This is a genomic window from Hymenobacter tenuis, assembly GCF_054780495.1.
On record NZ_BAAGWF010000002.1, the window covers coordinates 46,891 to 64,045 of the forward strand.

19 protein-coding genes are annotated in these 17,155 nt (G+C 62.4%); 10 read left to right on the forward strand and 9 right to left on the reverse strand.

From position 1 onward, the window contains the following. Positions 1 to 71 precede the first annotated feature (71 nt). From ACYVGU_RS10585 to ACYVGU_RS10595, 3 genes are read left to right on the forward strand one after another with little or no spacing between them, the layout of a single operon-like run. Positions 72 to 587 (forward strand): LVIVD repeat-containing protein, encoded by a 516-nt coding sequence (locus tag ACYVGU_RS10585; protein WP_460622044.1) that lies wholly within the window; start codon positions 72 to 74, stop codon positions 585 to 587. A 19-nt stretch (positions 588 to 606) separates the two neighbouring features. Further along, on the forward strand, positions 607 to 1,380 hold the full coding sequence (locus ACYVGU_RS10590) for an LVIVD repeat-containing protein (protein WP_460622045.1): 774 nt from the start codon (positions 607 to 609) through the stop codon (positions 1,378 to 1,380). A 41-nt stretch (positions 1,381 to 1,421) separates the two neighbouring features. Further along, positions 1,422 to 2,069 (forward strand): hypothetical protein, encoded by a 648-nt coding sequence (locus tag ACYVGU_RS10595; RefSeq protein WP_460622046.1) that lies wholly within the window; start codon positions 1,422 to 1,424, stop codon positions 2,067 to 2,069. A 205-nt stretch (positions 2,070 to 2,274) separates the two neighbouring features. Here ACYVGU_RS10595 and ACYVGU_RS10600 read toward each other — a convergent pair whose 3' ends face one another. The 9 genes from ACYVGU_RS10600 to ACYVGU_RS10640 form a co-directional block, all read right to left on the reverse strand. Beyond that, positions 2,275 to 2,649: a hypothetical protein gene (locus ACYVGU_RS10600; RefSeq protein ID WP_460622047.1), complete on the reverse strand. Its 375-nt coding sequence runs from the start codon at positions 2,647 to 2,649 to the stop codon at positions 2,275 to 2,277. A gap of 5 nt (positions 2,650 to 2,654) precedes the next feature. Then, the gene (locus tag ACYVGU_RS10605) at positions 2,655 to 2,972 is read right to left on the reverse strand and encodes a hypothetical protein (RefSeq protein WP_460622048.1); all 318 of its coding nucleotides are present in this window, start codon (positions 2,970 to 2,972) and stop codon (positions 2,655 to 2,657) included. 6 nt (positions 2,973 to 2,978) lie between these two features. Next, entirely contained in the window at positions 2,979 to 3,302 is a 324-nt protein-coding gene (locus ACYVGU_RS10610) for a hypothetical protein (protein WP_460622049.1), read from the reverse strand. A 194-nt stretch (positions 3,303 to 3,496) separates the two neighbouring features. Then, positions 3,497 to 4,552: a M14 family metallopeptidase gene (locus ACYVGU_RS10615; protein WP_460622050.1), complete on the reverse strand. Its 1,056-nt coding sequence runs from the start codon at positions 4,550 to 4,552 to the stop codon at positions 3,497 to 3,499. A 32-nt stretch (positions 4,553 to 4,584) separates the two neighbouring features. After that, on the reverse strand, positions 4,585 to 5,967 hold the full coding sequence (locus tag ACYVGU_RS10620; protein ID WP_460622051.1) for an ABC transporter permease: 1,383 nt from the start codon (positions 5,965 to 5,967) through the stop codon (positions 4,585 to 4,587). 4 nt (positions 5,968 to 5,971) lie between these two features. Continuing rightward, the gene (locus ACYVGU_RS10625) at positions 5,972 to 7,390 is read right to left on the reverse strand and encodes an ABC transporter permease (protein WP_460622052.1); all 1,419 of its coding nucleotides are present in this window, start codon (positions 7,388 to 7,390) and stop codon (positions 5,972 to 5,974) included. Positions 7,391 to 7,394: 4 nt separating this feature from the next. Continuing rightward, the gene (locus ACYVGU_RS10630; protein WP_460622053.1) at positions 7,395 to 8,102 is read right to left on the reverse strand and encodes an ABC transporter ATP-binding protein; all 708 of its coding nucleotides are present in this window, start codon (positions 8,100 to 8,102) and stop codon (positions 7,395 to 7,397) included. Positions 8,103 to 8,135: 33 nt separating this feature from the next. Further along, positions 8,136 to 10,565: a TonB-dependent siderophore receptor gene (locus ACYVGU_RS10635; RefSeq protein ID WP_460622054.1), complete on the reverse strand. Its 2,430-nt coding sequence runs from the start codon at positions 10,563 to 10,565 to the stop codon at positions 8,136 to 8,138. 314 nt (positions 10,566 to 10,879) lie between these two features. Further along, positions 10,880 to 11,230 (reverse strand): hypothetical protein, encoded by a 351-nt coding sequence (locus ACYVGU_RS10640; protein ID WP_460622055.1) that lies wholly within the window; start codon positions 11,228 to 11,230, stop codon positions 10,880 to 10,882. Between the two features lie 235 nt (positions 11,231 to 11,465). Here ACYVGU_RS10640 and ACYVGU_RS10645 point away from each other — a divergent pair, with 235 nt between their 5' ends. The 7 genes from ACYVGU_RS10645 to ACYVGU_RS10675 all read left to right on the forward strand — a co-directional run bounded on the left by ACYVGU_RS10645 (position 11,466) and on the right by ACYVGU_RS10675 (position 17,130). Continuing rightward, complete coding sequence (locus ACYVGU_RS10645; protein WP_460622056.1) at positions 11,466 to 12,347, forward strand: DUF2911 domain-containing protein; 882 nt, start codon at positions 11,466 to 11,468, stop codon at positions 12,345 to 12,347. 378 nt (positions 12,348 to 12,725) lie between these two features. Next, positions 12,726 to 13,145 carry a hypothetical protein gene (locus ACYVGU_RS10650; RefSeq protein ID WP_460622057.1) on the forward strand — a complete coding sequence of 140 codons (420 nt, stop codon included), beginning with the start codon at positions 12,726 to 12,728 and terminating at the stop codon, positions 13,143 to 13,145. A 39-nt stretch (positions 13,146 to 13,184) separates the two neighbouring features. Beyond that, entirely contained in the window at positions 13,185 to 13,631 is a 447-nt protein-coding gene (locus tag ACYVGU_RS10655; protein ID WP_460622058.1) for a hypothetical protein, read from the forward strand. 657 nt (positions 13,632 to 14,288) lie between these two features. After that, on the forward strand, positions 14,289 to 14,870 hold the full coding sequence (locus ACYVGU_RS10660) for a TetR/AcrR family transcriptional regulator (RefSeq protein WP_460622059.1): 582 nt from the start codon (positions 14,289 to 14,291) through the stop codon (positions 14,868 to 14,870). A 78-nt stretch (positions 14,871 to 14,948) separates the two neighbouring features. Further along, positions 14,949 to 15,716, forward strand: coding sequence for an MBL fold metallo-hydrolase (locus ACYVGU_RS10665; protein WP_460622060.1), 768 nt, complete (start codon positions 14,949 to 14,951; stop codon positions 15,714 to 15,716). Positions 15,717 to 15,747: 31 nt separating this feature from the next. Next, positions 15,748 to 16,170, forward strand: a complete 423-nt coding sequence (locus tag ACYVGU_RS10670; RefSeq protein WP_460622061.1) for an ester cyclase — start codon at positions 15,748 to 15,750, stop codon at positions 16,168 to 16,170. Between the two features lie 660 nt (positions 16,171 to 16,830). After that, positions 16,831 to 17,130, forward strand: a complete 300-nt coding sequence (locus ACYVGU_RS10675; protein WP_460622062.1) for a hypothetical protein — start codon at positions 16,831 to 16,833, stop codon at positions 17,128 to 17,130. Positions 17,131 to 17,155: the final 25 nt, after the last annotated feature.

Here is a 17,155-nt window from a genome sequence, read left to right on the forward strand (position 1 = left end):
TCTGCATCGCTATGCAACCTTTCCGCGGTGGCCAGGGCTCCTGACCATAGCGCCTCTGCTTCCCTGCTGCTATGCATAAATTCTACGCTACCCTGCTGCTGGCTACCCTGCTGCTGAGCCTCTCGGCCTGCCCCATTATAGACCCGGTTGAGCGAATACCCCTGCCCCGCTACAAACCCCTGCTCATGGCCCGCCCGCAGCTGGAGCAGGCCGTGGCCGTGCTGCCCCCGCAGCCCCTGCACAATACGGGCAAAATCTACCTCCACGACCCCTACCTCTTTATTAACGAGCGCTACGAGGGCATCCATATCATCAACAACGAAAACCCGGCTCACCCCCAGCCGGTGGCCTTTTTGCGGATTCCGGGCAACGTGGATGTGGCCATGAAGGGCGCGCTGCTGTACGCCGACAGTGGCTCCGACTTGCTTACGTTTGATTTGTCCAACCCACCGGCCGCTCGCCTACTGTACCGGCTCAGAGAGGCCATTCCGGAGCTGGCCATGCCCGAAAACGGCGACATTCCGGTGGAGTACCAGCCCCAAAACCGCCCGGCCGACGCCGTCGTGGTAGGCTGGCAGAAACTATAGCCTCTAGCCGCTTGGCCCTATGCCTTTACTTTCAACGTTTCTTGCCCGGGCGGTAGCCGCCGCCCTGCTGGCCCTCGGCCTGGGCGCCTGCAGTGCCAATGGCGACGCCAGGCCCGCCAGCGCCGACCTGGCCGCCGCGGATGGGAAAGGCGGGTCCCTGGCCCGCTTTACGGTGCTGAACCAGACCCTCTACGTGGTTGATAACCAGAGCCTGCGTCTGTTTAACTTAAGCACGCCCGCCGCCCCGGCCCGCGGGGTGGTGGTACCCCTCGGGTTGGGCATTGAAACCATCTACCCGCGCCCGCCCTACCTGTTTCTGGGTACCCAGCGCGGCATGTATATTTTTGATGCTTCCGTGCCCGCCCAGCCCCAGCAGGTGGCTTTTTATGAGCACGTGATGAGTTGCGACCCGGTCGTGGTGGACGAGCGGTATGCCTACGTGACCCTGCGTGACGGCCGCTCCTGCGGGGGCGGGCCCAACCAGCTGCAAGTCATTGACCTGACTACCCTCAGCCAGCCGCGCCTGGCCCGCACCTACCCCATGCAGCACCCGCTGGGGCTGGGAGTCGACAGCACCCTGCTGTTTGTCTGCGACAAAGACCAGCTCAAAGTCTTCGACACCCAGAACACTCCGGAGCTGAAGCCCCTGCAAACCTTCGACGTGAACGTATCGGACGTTATCCCGCACCGCGGCCAGCTGCTGGCAATCGGACCCGGAGGGCTCTACCAGTACCGGTACCGCAAGGGGGTGCTCACGCCCCTGAGCAAACTGCCGATTACGCCAAGCAAGTGATGCGCCCGGGTGTAGTTACTTGCGGGCTCCTTGGGTGGGGCGTGGCTTGCGCCGGCCTGGCCGAGGCTCAGGCCCAGCCTCCGGGGCCGCCCGGGCGCCCTACTGCCGCGCGGCCCCATACGGTGATGGTTGATCTGGTACCGATGCTGGCGAGCGGCTACCAGGTAAGCGTCGAAAAGCGGTGGGGCCCGGCGCGGCGGCAGGCCCTCGTCCTTACCCCTCAGCTCTACTACGGCACCGTGCAGGAAATCAGCTCGGCTGTAAGCGAGGGCCGCCCGCAGGTGCGGGGCTATGGCCTGGCCCTGCAGCACCGTATGTACCTGCCGGAGATGACGCCAGCCCTGGAAGGGTTGTACCTGGGGTACGGCCCCCAGTATCAGCACTTCCAGCTGGAATTTCAGGCGCCCAGCTGGCAGGCCGAAGTGGCCACGAATGGCTTAGCCTACTACGAATACCGGGTGCGGCCCCAGCAGCAAACCGTAGACCGGTATGGCCTAAACGCCGTCGTGGGCAACCAGTTTTTTCTGCCCGACCTGCCGGTGTTTCTGGATCTGTACCTTGGTCTGGGCCTGCGCACCTCCCACACCCGGGCCACGCTCCCCGGCAACCACTTCGATAGGGGCATGAGTGACTACGGGGCCAGTGGCTTTTACTGGCCGGTCGGCTTTCGGGTGGGCGTCGCGTGGTAAGGCCGGAGGGAGGCTCCCGCTACCCGGCTTCCGGTACGACGGCTACCCAGGAGCCAACGCTTCCCACTCATATACCTAGGCTGGGCCACGCTTCGGCCCGGGCCCGACCCAGCTACCAGGCGGCCCTACCTGATAGAAAAGCTAGCGTCCTAGGTCTTTAGTTACCGCGGGCCCGCGTCATTAGTACGCGCACCAGAGGATCTTTTTACTCCCCTACCTGGCCGGGGTCAAGCTTGGCGCCTGGTCCGGGCTTGGGGGCCTTGACAAAGATCATCGTGCTGATGGCGGCGGCCCCGCTCGAGGCTCCGGGAATAGTGGATTGCAGCACGTATCCCTGCTGGTGAAGCCGGGAAAAAATGGCATAGTAGCCGCGCACGGATAGAATGGCGGCCACGTCATCGGTGCCCCCTTCAAACTCAACCACCTCGGGTTTATCCGGCCCCCGCATCATCACTACTCGCACGGTGCCGCTGTGCTCAAACACCCGCACCACCACGACCGCCGGATCCTCTCCGGCCGCCCGCCCGGGTGAACTGGTCAGCAGCAGCAGGCTGCTGACCAGATAAACCAGCTTTCTCATAGTGGTTAGGGCTTGGGGGGGCGGACGAACAGCAGAGTGGAGGCAGTGGGGACCGAGTCCAGGCGCTCCTGCAAGACATAGCCCTCCCCGAGCAGCTTTTTGATGGTGGTGTAATAGGCCTCGTTCACGTCCGACAAGTACTTCTCCGTCCCAAAACGCGTCCGGAATTCCGTAATTTCAGTTTTGCCCTCCCCGCGGGTAATGGCCACCTTGCGCGCGGCAGTATTGATATGCACCACGATAATATCGGGCTCGGTCTGCGCCAGCACCGGGCAGGTACTCCACAGCAGCAGGAAGCCCAGAACATAGAAAAGCTTTTTCATAGCGGGTTACGACTTTGGGGTTTTAACAAAAATGTAGGTGTTGTTGGGATAGGTTTTATCCAGGGTCATGGTGCTTTGCAGCGCATAGCCTTGCTCGATGTACAAGGCAATCAGGCGCTGGTACTGCGCCGTGGCCTCCTCAAAGGAGTTGCCCGGCTTAAATTTAAGTTCCTGGACCTCGGCTTTTTGGCCGCCCCGAGCAGTATACACGAACAGCTTATTGCCCACCTCAATAGTGCGCACCACGATAACACTGGGCTGGTCGGCTTGCGCCCATACCGGGCAGCTACTTAACACGAAGAACCCGAGCAGACAGATAAGCTTTTTCATAGGGTAGCGAATATGGTGAAAACCATATGCAGCCAATTCTGTGCCGCATTGTTGAGGTATGCCTGAACGGGCCCAGACTTTTTGCCTTAGCAGTTTGCCGGCCCCGCTTTAGAAGCCCTCCCCGCGGCTACTCTGCCCCCAAACAGTACTGGCACCTGGCACCCAGCCACCAGCGCCCGTCCCTACATTGGGTGCTAGTCCGGCAAAAGCACCTGCCCGATGCTGAACAAGCTTTCTCCCCGGCTGATGGGCGGCGTGGCCGTCATGTAGAGGACCACCCCCGGGACGGGGGAAATCACCTCGGCCAGGGGGGTGCCAAACAGGTCCGTAACGTAGCCCAGCTTGCGGCCCTTGTAAACCAGCTCCCCGGCCTTTACCAGCGGAAAGAAAAAGCCCGTGTGCTCACTGGTGATGGTGGTCCGCCGGGCAATCAGCAGCGACGCGGGGGCGGGGGATGCCTCGCCCGCCATGGCCAAGTGGCCGAGCAGGCGGTAGAGGGCCTGCTTGATGGTGCGCACCATTTCCTGCTCCGGCAGGCCGTAGCGGCCGCACTCAATATCGACGGCGGGGATGCCGCGCTTGATGGCTTCGCGGGAGCAGTAGAGGACGGGCTGGTTCTCCAGGCTGGCCTCGTTGCCGAACTGCACGACGTAGGGAAAGCCCAGCGCCAGGGCCATCTGCCGCCCCTTTTCCGAAAGCTCAGGGGTGTCGAAGTAATGGTAATACCCGGCGTAGGGCCGCAAGTCGTCGTGGGCGTCACCGGCATGCACGTCAATCACGTGGGTGCAGCGGCCGATGACATCAGTGCTGAGCCGCCAGGCGAGCCGTTCGGTGATGGTGCCGCCGGGGTGGCCCGGAAAAACGCGGTTCAGGTTTTTGTTGTCCTGGGGGTTGACTTGGATGCGCCGGCCCAGAAAGCCGGGTACGTTGGCCAGGTGCACCAGCAGCACCGTTCCCCGTAGCTGGGCCGGGTTTAGTTCCCGGGCCAGTTGTTGAGCCGCCAGGATGGGGGGATACTCGTAGCCATGCACGCCGGCAATAATGCCCAGCACCGGCCCGGGCTGCCGACCATGAAACACCGTGACGGGTATGACGGTGCTGTCGCTGCCCGCCGCAACCCGCAGCAACGTTGAAAGCCGCTGGCCGGGGGCAATACGCATCCCATTAAACTGAAAAGGCGGGCGCGCAGCCGCGGCCAGCAGGGGGGCAACGGCGAGCAGTGCGGCCAGCAGCCAGAACCGAAATACCATACGCAGTAGGAAAGGAAGAAGAAAAAACCCGCTCAGCGCGGCGAAATGCCGCGCACCCGCAGCAGGCCGGCGCCGAGCACGTAGAGGGCCCCTACGCTCAGCAGCAGCTTGCTCAGGCCGCGGACGGCAGTGGCGAGTTCGGGCTGGCCGGTAAACGTGTGCGTCGGCTCGCGGGCGTAGTCGGCGTGGGTGAACTCTACCTTCCGAAACAGAAAGGGATAGTAAAAGGCCCGCAGCGAGTCGTGGTAGCGGGTGGCGCTGCGCTGAAAGGCCAGGTGGGTGGGTAAGTCGGAGCCGGCCAGGGCGTTAAAGGAGCTTTGGACGTTGATGGCCGGGGAAAGCAGGTTGAGCTGCTCCACTAAATCGTAGCGCGCCTGCAGGCCGCGGGCGTAGGCGGCGGCCTGCGGGGCCACGGCCTGGTCGCCCAGGTGCTGGAAGGCGTAGTACCAGCGCCACGCAAACCGCTCCCGGATGGTAGTTGTGTCGCGCCACTGCGGGTAGAGGGCAAAAAAACGGTTCATGGTCTGGGTTTTGGGCTGGTCCCAGCCGGCATGAATCTGCTCGCGCTGCTTGATGGTCAGCTCCAGGCCCTGGGGCACGGGGCGGGCGGCAGCCACACCCAGGTTTAGCAGGCTGGGCACCAGCACTACTACCAGCAGCCACCCGCCCAGCAGAGCCACGGCATTCACCGCCGAGGTACGCTGCCAGGCCGTGACAACCAGCACCACGCCAAACCAGAACAGACAATACAGCAGCGTGAGAGTCAGCCAGGTAGCCACCCGGGAGTCCAAGGGCACGCCGGCCCACAGCATGCCAACCACAGAAAGCAGCCCCGCCAGCCCCAGCACCAGGGCGAGGCGAAAGGCCAGCTTGGCTCCCACCACCGCAGCCGCCCCAATGGGCTGGGCCAGCAGCAGCGGCAGGATGCCTTCCTCCCGCTCGGCCGAGAGCAGGTTGAAGCCCAGGGCAATGATGAGCAACGGCAGCAGATACACCAGCACAAAGGCCAGGTCAAAGTTACCGCTGAGCAGCTTCAGGGGGTTGGCATTGTCGGTGGCGTAGAGCTGGTTGTGCAGCCCCAGCAGGCGCAGCTTCACGTAGCTCGGGTTCACGTCGCGCAGGCCCAGCGAAAGGGCCGCCCACGGATCGGGGTGGTGGACGGCGAAGGTGGCGTGGTAGTAGCCGATATCGCCGGCGTCGGCGGAGCCGGGAAATTTTTCCTGCAGCTCGGCCACGTTGCGGCGGGTGAGCTCGGGCAGGGCCGCCAGCTGCTGGCGCTGCCGGTTTATTTCGGTGGTGCCGTAGTAAATACCGTAGAGGCCGGAGGCCAGCAGCAGCCCGCACAGCAGCACCAGGCCGCGGGCGGCGCGAAAATGCCGCCCCTCGGCCGCAAACAAAATCCAGAATATGCGCATCAGTCTATAAGTCAGTGGAATTGGAAATCAGGCCCAGTCCCAGCCCGCACAAGCCCCCGGCCCAGAGCAGCAGGGCCGCCCCTGGCAGCAGCAGGCGCGGCAGCGCCCAGCCCAGCGGCGGGGCTTGGTAGCTGAAAACCGGCAGCTTCCGCCAGGTGTGGGCGTCGAGGCGGCGCTCCTTGTCGCCGTAGCCCATCCCGGCCTGCAGGCCGTTGAGGCGCTGCACCAGGGCGTAGCGGTAGGCTTCGGCGGCCTGCTGGAAGTGCACGGAGTGGGCAAAATCAGAGCCCGCCAACCCCATTGACAGGGGCCGGATGGCCTGGTAGGGGTTGAGCAGGCCGGCCCATTCCGAGAGGCGGTTCTGGCGCTCAAAGGTGGCGTTCAGAGCGGCGAAGTGCTGCTGGTACACCTTGGCCGAATACTCTTCCCCGGCTGCCAGCTGTACCCCGGCTACACTCACGGGCAGCTTGTCCTCGGAGTCAACCCCGTACTGTTGCAGCAGGGCGGCTTTCAGGGCCGCCGCGCGCTGGTCGTGCGGGTCGTGGCCGTCAATGCCGTGCTGGGCCTGCTCGTGCACGTCGGCATCAAGCTGGGCCTTGCTGATGGTGGGGTAAAGCGTAGCCCCCAGGTTGGCCGTGGCTTTAGGCAGAATAATGCCGCCCAGGATCCAGAGGCCGAGCAGGGTAACCAGGGCCGAGCGGGAGCTGCTTTGCACGGCCGACACCACCACCGAGCCCACCACCACCAGGAAAAAGTAGACCGCGTAGCTGAGCCCGAACAGGGCCAGGCGGGCCCCCAGATCGGCATTGGAGGCAAACTCCTCGCCCGTAAACAGCAGCACTGCCGCCAGCCCCAGGGCCGGGGCCACCACCAGCGCCACGGCCTGACTGTAGCCCACAATCTTGCCCCAGGCAACCTGCCGCAAACTTATGCCCTGGCTCAGCAGCAGGCGCAGCGTGCCGGTTTCGCGCTCCTGGGTAAAGGCCCCGAAGCACAGGAAAATGATGAGCAGCGGCACCAGCAGCTGCAGCACAAAGGCCACGGTCATCTCCCCGAACCGAATCAGGGAGCCCGACTGCTGGGCCTGGCTGAAGTTAACGCTGTTCTGCTGGTGGGCCTCCAGGTAGACGGCGCTGCCCGTGAAGGAGTCTACCCCGCCATCGAGCAAACTCAGTCCCGATTTGGGCCGGAAGGCAAACGAGCCGTAGTGGGCCACCCGGTGCGGGTGCCGGGCCGGCTGGTTGCGAAACTGCTCGTTTACCGTGCCTTGGGCCGTTTGCCGCTCCTGCTGCAAGGCGCGGAAACTGGCGCGCCCCACCAGGGTGGCAGTCAGCAGCAGTACAAGCACCAGCGCACTGAGCACCGCAAAGCGCCGGTCGCGCCGGACACTCACGAATTCTTTTTGAGCAATGCTTCGTATCATCTTTTTAGTGCATGTAGGTGAGGTAGAGCTGCTCCAGCTCCTGGGCGTTCAGGGCGGTGGTGGGGCGCACGTCCACCAGCTCGCCCTCGCGCATGATGCCCACGCGGGTGCCCACCTGCTTGGCCCGGAAAATGTCGTGGGTGGCCATGAGCACGGCCGTGCCCTCGCCGCTGAGCCGGCGCAGCAGCTCCGAAAACTCGTTGCTGGCCTTGGGGTCCAGGCCGGAGGTGGGCTCGTCGAGCAGCAGCACCTGGGCACGTTTGGCCACAGCAATGGCAATACCCACCTTCTGGCGCATGCCCTTGGAGTAAGTGCCCACCCGGCGCGCCGCAGCCTCGGCCGGCAGGCCGGCGTCGAGCAGGTAGGTGCGCAGCTCCCGTTCCGGATACTTATAGCCGGCCAGACTGCTAAACAAAGCCAGGTTTTCCAGGCCCGTCAGGTGGGGGTAGAGCATCACATTTTCCGGGATGTAAGCCAGGTGCTTTTTGATTGCCAGCGGCTGGGCGGCCACTTCCAGCCCGTTCACGAAGGCCGCGCCCGAGGTGGGCTGCACAAACCCCAGAAACAGGTTGATGGTGGTGGATTTGCCCGCCCCGTTCTGGCCCAGCAGGCAGAAGATTTCGCCCGGGGCAATCTGCAGGTTTAGCCCGCGCAGGGCCAGCTTGCCGGCGTACTGCTTGCGCAGCTCCCGGGCTTCAAGTAGGTAAGTCATGTGGTTGGGAAAGCGGAATAGGAAGGCAAACCATTAAAACGAGTAGCCCAGCGTGGCCATGAAGTGGCGGGGGGCGCCGGGGCTGGCCCGGAAAAAATCGTAGCCGCCGACGAAGTAGTAGGTATCCAGCAGGTTGTTCACGTTCAGGTGGCAGCTGAACTTGCCGGTGGTGTAGAACAGGGCCGCATCCAGCGTCGTGTAGCTCGGCCAGTGGGCCCAGTAGCTTTCACCGGTGGTGGTGTTCTGCACCTGGTTTTCAGTGCGACGCCGGTCCACGTAGTTGCCGCCCAGGGCCAGGCCCACCCCGCGCAGCGTGGGCGTCACGAAGGTGTACTTGGTCCAGAGGCCGGCCGAGTGGCGGGGCGAATTTGCCAGGGGCTGGCCTTCCTCCACCGGCAGGGCCGCATCCAGCACCTGGGAGTGGTTGAAGGCATAGGTGGCGTTCAGGTTCAGGGTGGAGAGCAGGTTGCCGGTCAGCTCCAGCTCGGCCCCGCGCGAGCGGACCAGGTCGTTCTGGCGGTACACCGTCGTGCCGTCGGGCATCAGGTCATTGGTGGGCACCAGCTGGTTGCGCTTTACAATCTGGTAGGCGGCCACCGTAGCCAGCAAACCCCTGTTGAAAAACTCACCCTTCAGGCCGGTTTCCACCTGGTAGCTGGTTTCCGTAGCGAAGGGGGTGCTGCGGCCGTAGCGCTCCGGGGAGCGCAGAAACTCCGGCTTGAGCGGCCGGAAGCCGGCGCTGTAGGAGGCAAAATAGTTGAGATTATCCCGGAGCACGTAGGTCAGGCCGGCCCGGGGCAGCAGGCGGCGCTGCGGAATGGTTTGCGCGCCGTTGCCGTAGTCGCGCTCATCGGCAAACAGCTCGTAGCGCGCGCCCAGCAGTAGGCTCAGGCGCGGCGTCACCGCCAGCTGGTCCTGCACGTAGAGGCCGGTGGTATGGTAGACCGCGTTCAGGTAATCAACGAAAAACTGCGGCAGGGGCCGGCGCACATACGTGGTGGGGTCCTGAATTTCGTACCGGGGATTTTTCAGATCGAAGGTCAGGGGCGTTGCCACGCCATCCACCAGCTTGCGCCGGGCCTCGAACATGGTGCTCTGCGGGTCGGTGGTAAAGCGGATATAGTCCACGCCCGTTACCACCTTGTGCTGCACCGGACCGGTGGCCGCGGTCAGCACAAAGTAGGACGCCAGGTTCTTGGTGTACTCCTCGGCCCGGCGGTCAAAGTAGCGCAGGTTCATCACCGTGTTGGCCGGCGCGTCGGCGTAGGAGTTCAGGGTGCGGTGCTCACTTAGGTCCTCCCGGTAAGTGAAGTCGAGGTAGGAGGCGTTAAACGAGAGCCAGTTGGTAAAGCGGTGGTTTAGGGAGGCGTTCAGGTAGTAGGTGCTGGTGCGGAAATAGTCGCTGGGCTGGCTGAGCGTAAACGAGCGGGGCAGGGCGTACAGGTCCCCGCCGCGGATGGGCAGGCCCCGGTCAAGGTAGCCGTCGATGTGGGTGTACACCAGCTCGGCGTTAAGCGTGGTTTTGTCGGTGGGCCGAAACGTGACGGTGGGCGCTACCATCAGCGAGCGCGTGTCATTCACGCGGCGAAACGTATTGGACTTCTCAAACCCCGTGTTGAAGCGGAAGAGCACGTTTTTCTGCTCGGTAAGCGGGCCCGTCAGGTCGGCCGTGGCCCGCATGGTGTTATAGCTGCCGGTGGAGAAGGAGACGGCCTGCCGGGCCACGTCCAGCGGCTTTTTGGTGACCATGTTCACCGTCCCGCCGGGGTTGATATCGCCGTAGAGGGCCGCCCCGGGGCCCTTGAGGATTTCCACCCGCTCCAGGTTTACCGTGAGCGGGGCCTGGGTAAACGAGTTGCCGTAGCTGAAGCCCGAGCGCAGGCCATTCAGCAGCCGGAAGCCGCTCTCGTAGCCGTTGCGGAAGCCCCGGATGGTAAGGTCGTCGTAATGCGAATACTGCGTGACGCCCGTCACGTTTTTCACGACTTCGGGTAAGCGCAGGGCCTGGCGGTCCTCCATCAGCTCCTTGGTCACGGTCGAGATAGATTGCGGCACGTCAAGTGGGCGGGTAGCCGTTTTGGTGCCCACCAAGCTGTACTCGCTTTTGTAAGTGGTTTCCTTGCGGCCGAGCACCTCTACTTCCTGCAGGGCCGTGGTGGTGGGCGACAAAACAAAATCCACGGTTACCGTGGGGCTTTCCGCGCTCAGCACTACGGCGCGGCGGGCTTCCTGGTGGCTAAGGCTGCGGGTGATCAGGGTGTATTCGCCCGGGGGCAGGGCCAGGAAAAAGTGTCCGTCGGCCCCGCTAAGAGCGGAAAAGCGGCCGGTGGATTCCAGAATGGAAATGCCATCCAGGCCGGAGCCGTTTAGGCTTTTTACGTGGCCCTCAATGTGCCCCGTAAGGGATTGCCCCGCTCCCAGCACGGGCTGGAGCAGCAGCAGAAACAGAAGAAGTCGGTGCATGAAAAGCAGGCATGCCCGGCCCCGGGCAGCAAAGCACTGGGGCGGGTTGAAGTCCAAAAAACAAAAGGGATGGCGGCCGGCTAAGGCGGCCGGGCCGGTATCACGGGGCCGCTACGGTTGACCTGAAAAAGGCGTGACTTGCCGCGCCAGCGCCGGCTTCCCGCCCCGCAGCCGGAAGCGGCCGCCCCCGGGCGCAGGTAGCCGCCGCTGCCCCGGCGCGGCGGAGCGCGTGGGCAGCCGTGGCCAGCCAACGGGCATGCGAAGGCAGCGCGTACTGGGGAGTTGTCCCGCCGCCCGGACGGCCAGGAAAAAGCTTACGCGCGGCCGGTCGGGGGGCCGCGCAGGCTGGCCCCATCCAGCAAGTGGGAGGCCCGGCAGATGGGAGCCTGCGGCCGGTAGGTGGCAAAGGCACGTAGGCGCTCGGGCGCGCTCCAGCAAACGGGCAGGGCGGGCTGGAACGGCGCATCGTAAAACTGCTCAACGTGGCAATGCTGGTGCTCCGTTGACAGCACGGCCTTGTGGCCCGTTTTTGAGGCCAGGGCCAGGGCTGGCTGATCGGCCGTATGGTCGTGCAGGTGCAGGCGCAGCACGGCTGCTTCCGGGGTAAACACCCGAATCAGCAGGACGATAAGTCCCCAAGCAACGGTTCTATGCCAATTCTGCACGCCCTCTGTACCCAAATAATGAAGCGCGAAGATAGATTATATTTCGAGATGCATCATTGCTGCATCTCGAAATTGAGCGCGGGCTCTGCCGCCTTGTCCGCAGCGGGTGGCCTTTCCCGGGCGTATCCAAAATACAGCAATACGCCCGCGGCTTTGCCGGGAGCCTGCCCCGCCCCCATCATCCGTTGGGCGCAGGGGCAGCAGGGGCCCGCCCCTGCCGCCTATATTTAGGGCCATGAGACAACTCTTGCCCGGGCTGCTGGCCGCCCTGTTCCTCTTGGCTGCCGGGAGCGCCCCCGCCCAAACCAAGCTTACGGTGCCGCCGGCGAGCCCGGCAGTTACGATGCGCCACGCTTTTTCCACCTCCTTTGTGGAGTTAAGCTACGGCCGGCCCTCGCTTAAGGGGCGCACCGCTTTTGGGGGACTGGTTCCCTACGGCCAGGTCTGGCGCACGGGCGCCAACCGAGCCACCAAAATTCGCTTCGGGGAAGCAGTGCTGCTGGGTGGTCAGGCCGTGCCCGCCGGCACCTACTCGCTGTTCACCATCCCCAACAAGGCCGACTGGACCATTATTCTCAACCGCGACACGGCCCAGTGGGGGGCGTATGAATACCAACCGCAGCTGGACGTCGTGCGCTTTACTGCCCCCGCCACCCCGCTGGCCGAATCCCAGGAAAGCCTGCTGCTTATGCTGGAAAACCTGGGCCTTGCTACCGCAGACCTCACCCTGAGCTGGGAGCGAACGCAGGTCCGCATTCCCTTGCGCGCAACCTCGGAGCAACTGATTTTACGCCAGATTCAGGAAGCGATGCAGGGTAAGCAAAAACCCTATTTCACGGCGGCGCTCTACTACTACAATTCCAACCAGCCTGACCTGGCCCCCGCCGTCGGCTGGCTGGATGAGTTCCTGAAAGCGCACCTGGCCAGCCCCAGCGACCAGTACGAAGGCTATTATTGGAAAGCCCGGCTGCTGCAGAAACAGGGTAAAAAGAAAGAAGCAACCGCGGCGGTCCGGCAATCCCTGAAATGGATTAAAGCCGATAAGGACGAAGTAGTCAAAGCCGAGTATACCCTGCTTAACCAGCAGTTGCTAACCGAGCTGGAAGCTATGAAATAAGGGTGCTTTCTTGCCGGGCCCTGGAAGAAGGCGTCTGCCGAGGCGCGCTGCCGCAAAGCGGGCGCCTTCATAAAGAAGGGGTACCGGGACCAGAAGCCCTTCTTCGCCGTTAAGCTAGGCACCCTCCGTGGCGCCGAGTTCTTGAAGCGTAGGTAGCTTCTACCTGCGGCATGATTTAGTCGCTACTTTCTGCCCCGACGGGTCAACGCCACCGGGCATACGGGCGGGCCTAGGGTGGGCAATAAACAAGGTTGCTGGCCGGGCTAAGGCATATGGAGGCAACCTGTATTGTGGTAGCTTGCGCGACTCTTGCTGCGCAACTCATTTCGTTGACAGCGAGCTCAGTGAAGAAGTGATACTACCGTTTGCCATTAGATTATGCCCCGCCTTTACCCCCTGCTACTTCTGTTGCTCACCACCGCTTGTGGCAAGGATGCCCAGACTCCTGAACCGGAAAGCTCGCTGCTGGGCCGCTGGGAATATGAGCACAAGGAACGGGCTACCTACGACGAACAGAATCACCTGCTCGAGCGCCTGACCCTTCTTCGAAGCCCCGGTCCCTTCAGTGGGCAATCCTTGACCTTTACCGCCGATACCCTCTACCATAAGTTTTCGGGTCTGCGCAGCTGGATGCCCTACCGCCGCCGGGCGGATACGCTCTGGGCCGGACCCGAGCGCTGGACAATTCAGCAGCTGACGTCCTCCCGCCTCACCTTACACCAGCGCACGGACTACCGCTTTATCGTGGGCTCCACCGCGCGCCAGCGCGAGGAGTACACTATTTACTATACCCGGTAGTCCGGCCTGGCAAGGCCCAGGCCCTATTCCTATTTCCACTTGCCGCATCACTTTAACTTTCCACCCATGACCAAAAGCTTATCCCTCCTGACGCTGAGCCTGGCGCTGCTGGCCACCGCCTGTGATAAAGAAGCGGCCGCGCCCACCCTGGAAGGTCGCTGGGACTATGAACGCAGCGAGACCTACAGCGCCCAGGGCACGCTGCTGCCTCAGCCGGTTCCCGGGATCAGGCCCGAATCCCACTACCTGGTGGCCCAGGGCACCAAAGTCAGTCGGCACTCCTGGGCCAGCTCCTCGATCGTTGCACCCTTCTACACCTACGACCCCGCGCAGAACACGCTTCTCGCCCAGGATGGCATCATCAGCCGGGTAGAGGAACTGACGGCGCACACCCTGCGGGTTCGCACGCCTACATTTGTGGCCAGCAATGGCCCGATCACGGATCCCGTCACGCGCTATGATGTCGTGTATTATTACTCGCGGTAATATCGGTCAGGGTTACCTATCTCCCCTTAACTGCTGCTGCCTTCTGCTGCTTATTAGCCTACCCCAGGCCCTGCGGGGCCTGACGCTCCTGCCCCCCTTCGGCTCCCGGGAATAGCCTGAGCCCCATTCAGCTCGGCCGGTAGAAGCAACCCGAAAGGAGATGATAAGGGTGCAGCCGCAAAATATACTCGGTGGAACCGGGTCGTGGGCGCGTACTGCCCAGTAATGGAACTTGCTTTACCCAGCCCGCGGTTGCGCCCACCGGCCCTAAGTAGGCCGTCAATCCGTTAGGCCTTTACGTATTACTTACAGGCGCATGTGCCCGTATCGGGGTTGCTAGAATACCTGCTGCAAGCCGGAGCGGTGATAAAGATAGTCTTATCACCGCTATTGTGGAAAGGCCATCTTTGCTTTGCTCCCGCTTTCACCCCTGCTGGCCTCCCCGGCTTGATCGCCCCCTGGGCTCCGCGGGGCTGATTTCACCGTCAAGGGGGCGGCTAGCGGCATGGGTCACCGCCGGAGTAGTAGTACTCTTTATCGGCCTAAACGCATTAGGTTTAAAGAACCACGTTTTGGACCGATCGGTTTTTAATTGTATATTTGCTGCCGGATTGCTCCCACACCTAGCATAGGTAGCTGATTTCTTTCCTTACCCTTATGTCCCGTCCCCAGGAGTTTGATACGTCGGAAGCCCTCCAGCAGGCGATGGGAGTATTCTGGCGCAAGGGCTACGAAGCCACTTCCTTAACCGATTTGCTGGCTGCGACGGGCCTGAGCAAGAGCAGCCTCTACGCCACATTTGGAAGTAAGCGGGACTTATTCCTGGCCGCATTCGATGCCTATCGCCAGGCCCGAGCCCGTGACGGACACCGGCTGCTGCTGCAGCAACCGGCCCGCCCGGCGATCAAGGCCTTTTTCCACTCGCTCTTTGCCGACGTAAATACGGAGGAGCCCGCGTTGGGCTGCATGAGCATCAACCAAGCCGTGGAGCTGGCCCCGCACGATGCCGAGGTGCGCCAGCGCGTGGTGCAGGATTTGCAGTTCATCGAGGAAGCGCTGACCCGCGCCGTTGAACGCGGCCAGCAGGATGGCACGGTCACCAGCCCGCGTCCGGCCCGGGAGCTGGCCCAACTGCTCGTGCTGGCATTTCCCGGCTTGCAAATGATGGCCCGCGCGGGCTATTCCCGGCCGCACCTTGATGCTGCCCTGCACCTGCTGCTCTCCCACTTGGATGCGTAGCGCCGGACGGCGCCCTTTTTTTGTTTCATTCTGGACCGTTTAGTCCTTTATTCACCTTCACCCTTTACTACCTCACGCATGAACCTTCAACTCGTTCGCAATGCCACGCTTCGGCTCGACTATGCCGGTGTTACGTTTTTAATTGACCCGTTTTTGGCCGAGCAGGGCATCGCGCCGGCTTTGCCAGGCACCCCCAACCAGCACCTGCGCAACCCCACCGTGGGCTTACCTTTTCCCGTAGCGGAACTCACGCAGGTGGACGCCGTGGTGGTTACCCACACCCACTTCGACCACTGGGACGACGCGGCGCAGGCGGCGCTCCCCAAACACCTCCCCATTTTCACCCAGCATGCCCAGGACCAGGCCCTCATTCAGTCGCAGGGCTTTACCGACGTGCGCCTGCTGCAGGGAGCTACCTTCCACGGCGTTGCCCTGGCCCAGACGCCGGGCCAGCACGGCAGCGATACGGTGATGGCGGCGGTGGGTGAGCTCATGGGGCAAGTGTGCGGCGTGGTGTTCCAGCACGCGACGGAGAAAACGCTCTATATCGCGGGTGACACCGTGTGGAACCACTACGTGCAGGAGTCGCTGCACCAGTACCAGCCGGACGTCGTGGTTTTGAATGCCGGCGATGCCCAAATTACGGGCTTGGGCTCGATCATCATGAACCAGGAAGATGTGTACGCCGTGCATCAGGCTGTTCCGCGGGCCACACTCATCGCCACGCACCTGGAAGCCGTTAACCACGCCGTGTTAACCCGGCAGCAACTACTAGCGTTCGCGCAGGAGCAAGGCATGGCTAGCCAGTTGCTCGTGCCGCAGGATGGCGAATCGTACACCCTGTAATCGATCATTCTCAACCCACCCACTGCCTTGTATGTTTGAGGAAACCCAAGCCGCGCGGGAAGCCAACAAAGCGCTCGTACGGCAGTTTTACGCCGCCATTGAACGGGGAGACTATGCCACGGTTACCCAGCTCTGCCACCCCGATTTCGTATTTTACTTTCAAGTAGACAGCCCCATTGCAGGGGCCCAGGGGTTTATCAACTCCGAGAAGAAGAACTTTGACCAGTTCGAGGAGTTCACGTTTCGCATTCAGCACCTGCTGGCTGAAGGCAATCAGGTTGCGGCCTACCTGCTGTTCAACGGGCGGCCTCACGGGGCCCCCGCGGGTAAACGGGTGCGCTTTTCCCTGATGATGCTGCTGACCATTGCCGACGGCAAAATCAGCGAGAAGCGGGCCCACTTTGATCGCCTTGATATCTTCCAGCAACTCGGCAACGAAAACGAACGGTCCTAGCGCCGCGGCTTTCCTGCCGCAGCAGGAGCCGGCTATCACCACCATGACCGGTGCCTGCCCTTTCATCCAGGGGCAAGGCATCGGTCATTGCCGTTTTAGGAGCGGTGCTCCGTTTCTTGAATTGGTCCCTTAGTGTAACCTTGTCCCCTGGCTGCTATCAAAAGGCCTAGTACTAAAACGACGTAGTCTTCAGTAGTAAGATTTCAACTTGAAATGCAAGCCCAGTTAACGTAATCTGACTTACATAACCATTTTCTTGATCGCGTTTAGCTTAGAGCTAAGGAAGACACGGCGAATGGCCACGCGGCCTAAGCTGCGGAAATAGACTTGGGACAGGGAAAGTAACCAGTAACTTAAAGGGAAAAGATACCGGGCTTCCTGGCCGGGCATCCTTTCCCTTTGACTGCGGAACGTACTCTGTGGTTCCGGGCCCCTTCTGCAATATCAACAGGTTGTAGCATCGCCCCAACCCGCGCCCGGTAGGAGGCTTTTCTGGGTGCCGTCTAGCACGCCCTGTGCCGTGATGAATAAGTCTATACGGCACCTCTTTTTTATTCTATATTTGGCCTACCACCTCTTAGCACTTAGCGGAGGCCATCGCTATCCCTTATCCCTGCTTCCCCTATGGCCCTATCGTTTTCCCTTCTGTTAGTTCTGGGTATGCTCCTCTGGCTAGGGGTACTGAATGTCTTTTTTGCGCAGCGTCCGCATCCGCGCCTGGCGTGGTGGGCCAGCTTGCCCGTTACCGCAACGCCGTTTACGGCGACCGTCTGGCGGAATACCTTGCGCTATGCCACTAGGCGCTGGGCACTTGGCCTGTTCGCCCTCCTGCTGGGCATCACCCTTTTACCGCCGCATTCGCCCGCCCTGCTCCCCTGCCACGTGGCCTTTGTGTTGTACGCTGCTCTCATTCGGCGGCAGACAGCCCAGCACCTGGCCCGCCTCCAGGCACTCGCTTGAAAGGAGCCGGCACGGGCCTGATACA